4 protein-coding genes and 2 pseudogenes are annotated in these 6,891 nt (G+C 59.6%); 4 read left to right on the forward strand and 2 right to left on the reverse strand.

Going from position 1 to position 6,891, the window contains the following annotated elements:
• From HUK82_RS13310 to HUK82_RS13325, 4 genes are all read left to right on the forward strand, one after another.
• Positions 1-973: capsular polysaccharide export protein, LipB/KpsS family (locus HUK82_RS13310; protein WP_456304204.1), on the forward strand; the 973-nt coding region annotated here is incomplete at its 5' end.
• The gene (locus HUK82_RS13315) at positions 970-2,337 is read left to right on the forward strand and encodes a capsule biosynthesis protein (RefSeq protein WP_373318248.1); all 1,368 of its coding nucleotides are present in this window, start codon (positions 970-972) and stop codon (positions 2,335-2,337) included. The genes HUK82_RS13310 and HUK82_RS13315, both read left to right, overlap by 4 nt.
• Positions 2,334-3,539 (forward strand): glycosyltransferase family 4 protein, encoded by a 1,206-nt coding sequence (locus HUK82_RS13320; RefSeq protein WP_176614424.1) that lies wholly within the window; start codon positions 2,334-2,336, stop codon positions 3,537-3,539. Before HUK82_RS13315 ends, HUK82_RS13320 begins: the two co-directional genes overlap by 4 nt.
• Before the next feature lie 292 nt (positions 3,540-3,831).
• The gene (locus HUK82_RS13325) at positions 3,832-5,379 is read left to right on the forward strand and encodes a pectate lyase family protein (protein ID WP_176614425.1); all 1,548 of its coding nucleotides are present in this window, start codon (positions 3,832-3,834) and stop codon (positions 5,377-5,379) included.
• A gap of 222 nt (positions 5,380-5,601) precedes the next feature.
• Here HUK82_RS13325 and HUK82_RS13330 read toward each other — a convergent pair.
• Positions 5,602-6,719 (reverse strand): annotated as a pseudogene (locus HUK82_RS13330) (IS3 family transposase).
• 72 nt (positions 6,720-6,791) lie between these two features.
• A pseudogene (locus HUK82_RS13335) lies at positions 6,792-6,891 on the reverse strand (IS5/IS1182 family transposase); the annotation flags it as partial.

Raw genomic sequence — 6,891 nt, forward strand, 5'->3', positions numbered from 1 at the left:
TGGGCGCGGTGGCCCCGTGGCCGTCTGGACCAGTCGCGTGCCCCGTGGCCTTGACGCGCGGGCCGCACGGGCGGGCGTGGCCCTCCGGCGTGTCGAGGACGGATTTGTCCGCTCCGTCGGGTTGGGCAGCGATCTGCTGCCCCCCTCGTCGGTCGTGGTCGACGCCCGAGGCATCTATTTCGACCCGTCCCGCCCCAGTGATCTGGAGACGCTGCTTCACGACACGTCCTTCGATGCGACCCTTCGTCAGCGCGCCGGCCAGTTGCGGGCGCTTCTGGTCGCGCGCGGCGTGTCCAAATACGGGATGGGATCCGGAGCCGCCGAAGCGCCCGGGATCCGCTGTCCGGACGATCGCCGGGTCATCGTCGTGCCCGGACAGGTGGGCGACGACCTCTCGATCCGTCTGGGCGCCCAGCCCGGTCTGGGAGTGGTGAGAGATAATCTGGCGCTCGTGCAGGCCGTACGGGCGGAGAATCCCGATGCCTACGTCATATTCCGGCCGCATCCGGATGTTGATGCTGGGCATCGCAAGGGCGCCGTGCCCGATGCGGAGGTTCTGCGCCATGCCGACCAGATTGCCCGTGGAGGCCCGATGACCGCGCTGATAACCCTGGCGGACGAGGTTCACACCATGACGTCTCTCGCCGGGTTCGAAGCTCTTCTGCGCGGGCGCGCCGTCACCGCCTACGGAACGCCGTTTTATGCGGGCTGGGGCTTGACCCAGGATCGGGCACCTGCAACGGGACGGCGGGGAAAACCGTTACATCCTGATGATCTGGTTGCCGGAGCGCTCGTCTTGTATCCGCTGTATCTCGACCCGCTGACGCGACTGCCGTGTGGACCCGAAGTGCTGGTGAGTCGGCTTGCTGACCCGGCACTGTGGCGGCCCAGCCTTGCGGTCAGGATTCGCCGCCTCCAGGGACGCCTTCGCCACACCTTCGCAAACCTTGTCGCGCGGAGGTCGCGGTCATGACGATGACAGACCTGTCACCCCATGGGCCTGTAACGCTGAGCGCCCTGCCCACGCGTCATTTCCTGTTCCTGCAGGGTTTGATGGGTCCGTTCTTTGAACGCATCGGCGCCGCTCTGCGCCGTGACGGCTATGCCGTCTCCAAGGTCAATTTCAACGGCGGTGACAAGCTGTTCTGGGGGCTGCCGGGCGGTCTGGACTATCGCGGCACGCTCGACGACTGGCCAGGGGCGCTGAGGGCGATTATCGCAGAACACGGCATCACGGACGTTCTGCTGTTCGGTGATTGTCGTCCGCACCACGAACTGGCCCGTGCGGTGTGTCGCGACCTGCATATCCCCGTTCATGTGTTCGAGGAGGGGTATCTCCGTCCGGACTGGGTGACGCTGGAACTGGGCGGCGTGAACGGCCATTCGCGGCTGCCGCGCGATCCGGAGTATTATCGCGTCGAGGCAGCGCTGTTGCCGCCAGTGCCCCCCCACCGGCCCGTTCCGTCGTCGTTTCGTCGCCGGGCCGCCGAGGGGATTGCCTATAACGCCGCCGATATCCTGCTGCGCTGGTATTTTCCGCACTGGACCAACCACCGTCCGTGGCATCCGATCGTCGAAGGCATGGGGTGGCTGAAACGCCTGCGTCGACGTAAGGCCGTTGCCCGGCGCAGCGAGGAAACCCTGCGCCGTCTGCGCGCGAGCGGCGCACCCTATATGCTGTTCCCCCTGCAGCTCGACGCTGATGCGCAGGTGCGGCTTCATTCGTCATTTGACGGGATGCAGTCGGCGATCGAACACGTCATCACGTCCTTCGCCGCCCATGCGCCAAAGGACATGCGGCTGATCGTCAAGCAGCACCCGCTGGACAACGGCATGAAGGACTGGCGCCAGATCGTCGGGCGTTGCGCGCGGGCGCACGGCGTGCTCGGGCGTGTCGGTTTCGTGGAAACCGGCGATATCGCCCTGCTGGTGCGCGACGCCCGCGGTGTCGTCACCATCAACAGCACAACGGGCACCCTGGCGCTGGCGGCAAACGTGCCGGTCATCACGTTAGGGCAGGCGGTGTATGATATTCCCGGCATCACCTATTGCGGCAGCCTGCGCCTGTTCTGGAACGACCCTGGCCATCCCGATGAGGCCCTGTTCGCGGCGTTCCGGAGGGTGCTGATCGAATACTGTCTGGTTCCCGGCGGCTTCTTTTCCGAGGAGGGACTGGACAAGCTGACCCGCAGTGTCGTCGCCCGGCTTGAACGCCATTCACCCAAACTGTTCGACGCCTTGCGCACGTCCGAAGGGCTCGATGCCTGGCATTGCATGAGCGATCCGCTGCTGCACCTCTCGTCACGCGTGGCTGTCGCGGTGGGAGCCACGGAGTGACGTCACCCGCACCGGGCGCGTCCTGGCTTCTCGACCTCTCCCGTCTCCTGGCCCGCGCTCACGAGGCGGTTCCCACCGGGATCGACCGGGTCGAGTTCGCGTACGCGCGTTATCTGATCGAGCATGCGTCGGCGGACACGACCTTTTGCGCGATGCACCCCCTGGGTCGTGTCGGCGGCGTGGAAAGTGGCCTGGCGAATGCCTTTATCAAGGCCCTTGGCGCATACTGGACGGGCGGTGTCGGCCAACCACCCGTCGGTCTGCGCGACCGGATCCGCCGCGCTCTTGTGTGGCGTAGGCCCATGGCCCGGCCCGGCGCGACGTATCTGCTGGTGTCGCACCATCATCTGACACGCCCGAAAGCCATCGCCCGCCTTCTGCGTCAGACGAAATGCCGATTCGTGCCGATGATCCACGACCTGATTCCAACCGAGTACCCGGAATATGCGCGGCCCCGCGAACCCGCGCGCCATGAACGTCGTCTGGAGACGGTCGCCAGATATGCCTCCGGTGTCATCGTACCGTCCGAGGACGTGCGCGACGCACTGTGCAGACGCCTGGCCCGGTCGGGCCGCTCCATACCCGTCTGGACTATCCCCCACGGCGTGGATCGGCAGACGACGTCCGGTCCGGGCCCCACCTTGGACCACGAAATCACCCGCAGGGTTGCCGGTCGCCCCTATTTTGTGTGCCTTGGCACGATCGAGCCGCGCAAGAACCACCTGCTGCTGTTGCATGTGTGGCGCCGGCTCGTGGCCGAGAAGGGCGAGAACGCCCCTGTGCTTGTGCTGATCGGCAAGCGTGGGTGGGAAAACGAGAATATCGTCGACCTGCTCGACCGCTGTCCGGCGCTGTCCGATCATGTGATCGAGTGTAATTCCCTGCCCGACCAGACAGTTCGCCACCTGCTGGTCAATAGCCGGGCGCTTCTGTTTCCCTCCTTCGTGGAGGGCTTCGGCCTGCCGCTGGCCGAGGCCCTCTCGCTCAACGTGCCGGCCATCTGTTCGGATATTGCCGTATTTCGTCAGATAGGTGGGAGCATACCTGATTACCGCGACCCGCTAGACGGGATCGGCTGGAGGAGTGCCATTATGGCGTATGCGAGCACCGGTCTTGGGCGGACAGCGCAGATTGGGCGCTTGGCAAACTGGTCGCCACTGACTTGGGACGAGAGCGTATCAATGGCATTATCAGTAATGTGACGCCTCTATCGTGATACAAGGCGACGTCTCTCATTTTGCCTATCAACTTCGTGCGAGTCGCACCTAGGTGGCAATGCTATTTCATTTTATATATTCGATTTTCTGTCGTGGGGCGCGGGAGTAGACGGAGAATTATAGTGCGTTCGGCGCTTTTTCTCAGGAAGAATATGACGGGCCAGGATGTCATCGGTCAAGTTGACGCAACCTTATCCTGAATAACGCGGCCGTCACCCCTCGCATTCAATAATCTGCACGCGCAACACGAGTCTGTGACAGAGGAAGGCGACCTTGGATGAAAATTCTCTCTCTTCTCGGGATACTCTCTATCATGCTAATTAGCTTGGCCGAAGCAAAACCCGTCGTAGATACATCGGTCCCGTCGCAAACTTATACGTCACCCCGACACTCTGAAACAGATATCAGTGATAAATTTGTCAAGGCACAGCGGGGGACTACAGCACGCCGCGAAGCAGAGCGGATAGCCGACCAGACGAACGTACTCGATTTTGGTGTTGTGGCGTCTGCCGAGAAACATGACAACACGGCGGGATTCCAAGCCTCTATCGATGCAGCATGCGCGAAAGTGGCCTCATCCTCTAACAATCATTCCTATCCAAGCGGAGCCTCGAGTGGAGGGGGAGATATCTTCGTTCCACAGGGAAAATACGCTGTCTCTGGTCCTATATTGTGGACCTGTCCAGTGCACCTGCATGGAGCAGGTCGTGGCACTACCACAATAATATGGAATGGGACGGGAGCGGAAACTCTTTTCAAGCTCTCTGCACCTCTTACAGACGGTCATCGATTTTGGCGACATGGCGCTCTAAGTGATCTGGACATTGTCAACGACGGTTCTCAGACTGGGTCCGCGATCCGTGTCGAATCCTGCACACAATGCGAGGTTTACAATATCGGTACTTACGGCATGTATAGATCCATAGTATTCGTAGGAGGTCAGCACAATAATTTGCATGATTTTGACTTCATGCAAGGGCATGTGCAGGAGAAAAATGGTAAACAAAAAGGTTCCGAATCTTTTAGTACTTCTATTGAGTTTTATGGGTCCGACCATCATGGTGGATCGGGCTGCACCGCAAGTGATAACGGAAATTGCTCTGGTCGAGCTGATATTCTATCTATTTACAACGGGAGTGTAGACGCCGCCTTGGACGGGATGCACGAGCCGACTGACTGCATCTATGTCCATGATTTTGCGGCGACGATGTGGGTAAAGAACTTAAACTGCAACCAAGTAAGAAACGGGATCAACGTCCGATGTGACGACTCCGTATCAATAAACAATTGTCCACAATTTCTTTCTCTAGACAGAATAGAAGTTGAAACAAATAATACTACAAAAACAAATATAAACCATTCCATCATTGCTGACAACTTTGCACATATCGTCTGTATGGACTGTGAGTTTTACGCTTCTCAACCAGGCATTAATAACGTAGCACTTTACAGTTCCCGCTTTCATTCGGGAAATTTCCAATCGTTTGGGGGAAAGATTCAAAGCTCTCTCGGCCCGTGCGTTCTCATTCAGATTGATGGTGCTCAATTCCATGGAGGCGTCATCACGTCGTGCGGTTCCAGCGGGGGCTCTGACAATCAGTGGGGAATTCAGTTTCGTGGCGCGACGAATGGATCAGTGGACCATGTCCAGTTCTGCCATGACAACGTCGGAGGTACTGACAGCAAAATGCGGCCTGTTCTCATTGACAAAACAACCACTTACACGATTGTAGACGGTAATTCGCTTCAGAGTTGCGCTGGTCCCTCTGAAAATAGAAACCCGCATGGTCATAATCTGATCACGAACGAAGTTGGAGGCGGATGATGCACGGCGTCGACTTCGTGCTTCAAGCGCTGCGGATTCGATAACACATGCGCGTTAACTATTTTTAAATTCACAAAACAGACGGGGATGAGAACGGCGAAAATGCGCTATGGAGCAATTACGCCGTAGAAACGACATAATAGACTGACTGCAAAGTGCTGAGGATTTTTTCGGCTGTCTCTTCGATCGCAGGAAGCGGCTGACCGTGCCCCGAAGGTGCCCTCAATTCTGAGTTAGGGTCTGCGGGTTGTTGTATGCCTTGGTGGCGTGTTGAGCGAAAGCCTCTGGCGTCATGCCATTCAGGCTGGTGTGGGGCCTGACAGCGTTGTAGTCGGCCTGCCAGGCGTCGATGACCGTCCGAGCGTGGGCCAGGTTGCGGAACAGATGCTCGTTGAGGCATTCGTCGCGGAACCGGCCGTTGAAGCTCTCGACGAACCCGTTCTGCTGCGGCTTGCCCGGTGCGATATAGTGCCAAAGCACCGATCACTTTTCCTGCCAGGCCAGGATCGCGTTCGAGGTCATCTCGGTGCCATTGTCGCTGACGATCATCAGCGGCCAGCCGCGATGCTCGCCGATCCGATCGAGTTCACGACCGAGGCGTTCGCCTGACAACGAGGTGTCCGCCACCAGCGCCAGACATTCGCGCGTGTAGTCGTCGACCACCGTCAGCACCCGGAAGCGCCGTCCGTTGTTCAATGCATCCGAGACGAAATCCAGGCTCCAGCGCTGGTTCGGCCCGTCGGGCAGCATCATCGGCGAGCGCGTGCCCGGCTCCCGTTTCCGACCGCCCCGCCTGCGGACCGACAGCCACTCTTCGCGATACAGCCGGAACAGCTTCTTGTGGTTCATCGCCATTCCTTCCCGGCCGAGCAGGATATGCAGCCGCCGGTAGCCAAATCGCCGTCGCTCCTGAGCCAGTTCGCGCAGCCGCCCGCGCGCTGCGGCATCATCCGGGCGGCGTGACGCATAGCGCCAGGTCTTCGGGTCCATGCCGATCAGCCGGCAGGCCCGTCGCTGCGAATACTCTTCCTCCCGGATCGCCCAGGTCACGGCTTCCCGCCGCAAACCGGGCGTCACGAGTTTTTTGCCAGGAGTTCCTTCAGCGTCGAGACGTCCATCACGCTCTCCGCCAGAAGCCGCTTCAACTTCGCGTTCTCTTCTTCAAGAGCCTTGAGGCGCCGCGCTTCCGACACTTCCATCCCGCCGTATTTCGACCGCCAGGTGTAGAACGTCGCATCGCTGATCCCGTACCTGCGGCACAGATCGGCCGCCGACGCACCCGCTTGATGCTCCTTCAGAATTCCAATAATTTGGTCCTGTGTGAAACGTGATCTCTTCATTGCCTGTCTCCGGTTGGACAGACCTTACTCAAAAACGAGGGCATTCCAGGGGGCAGGGTCACCTAGAGGGTGTTATGCACCTTGAGCGAGTATAGCGGCGTTTCTGAGCATGAAGCATGCGAAAGCGACGACATGGAGACTTGCGAGCGTTGAAGCGTAGCGCTCGTAATCC

This window comes from Ameyamaea chiangmaiensis (assembly GCF_013376175.1).
GTDB classification, from domain to species: Bacteria; Pseudomonadota; Alphaproteobacteria; order Acetobacterales; family Acetobacteraceae; genus Ameyamaea; species Ameyamaea chiangmaiensis.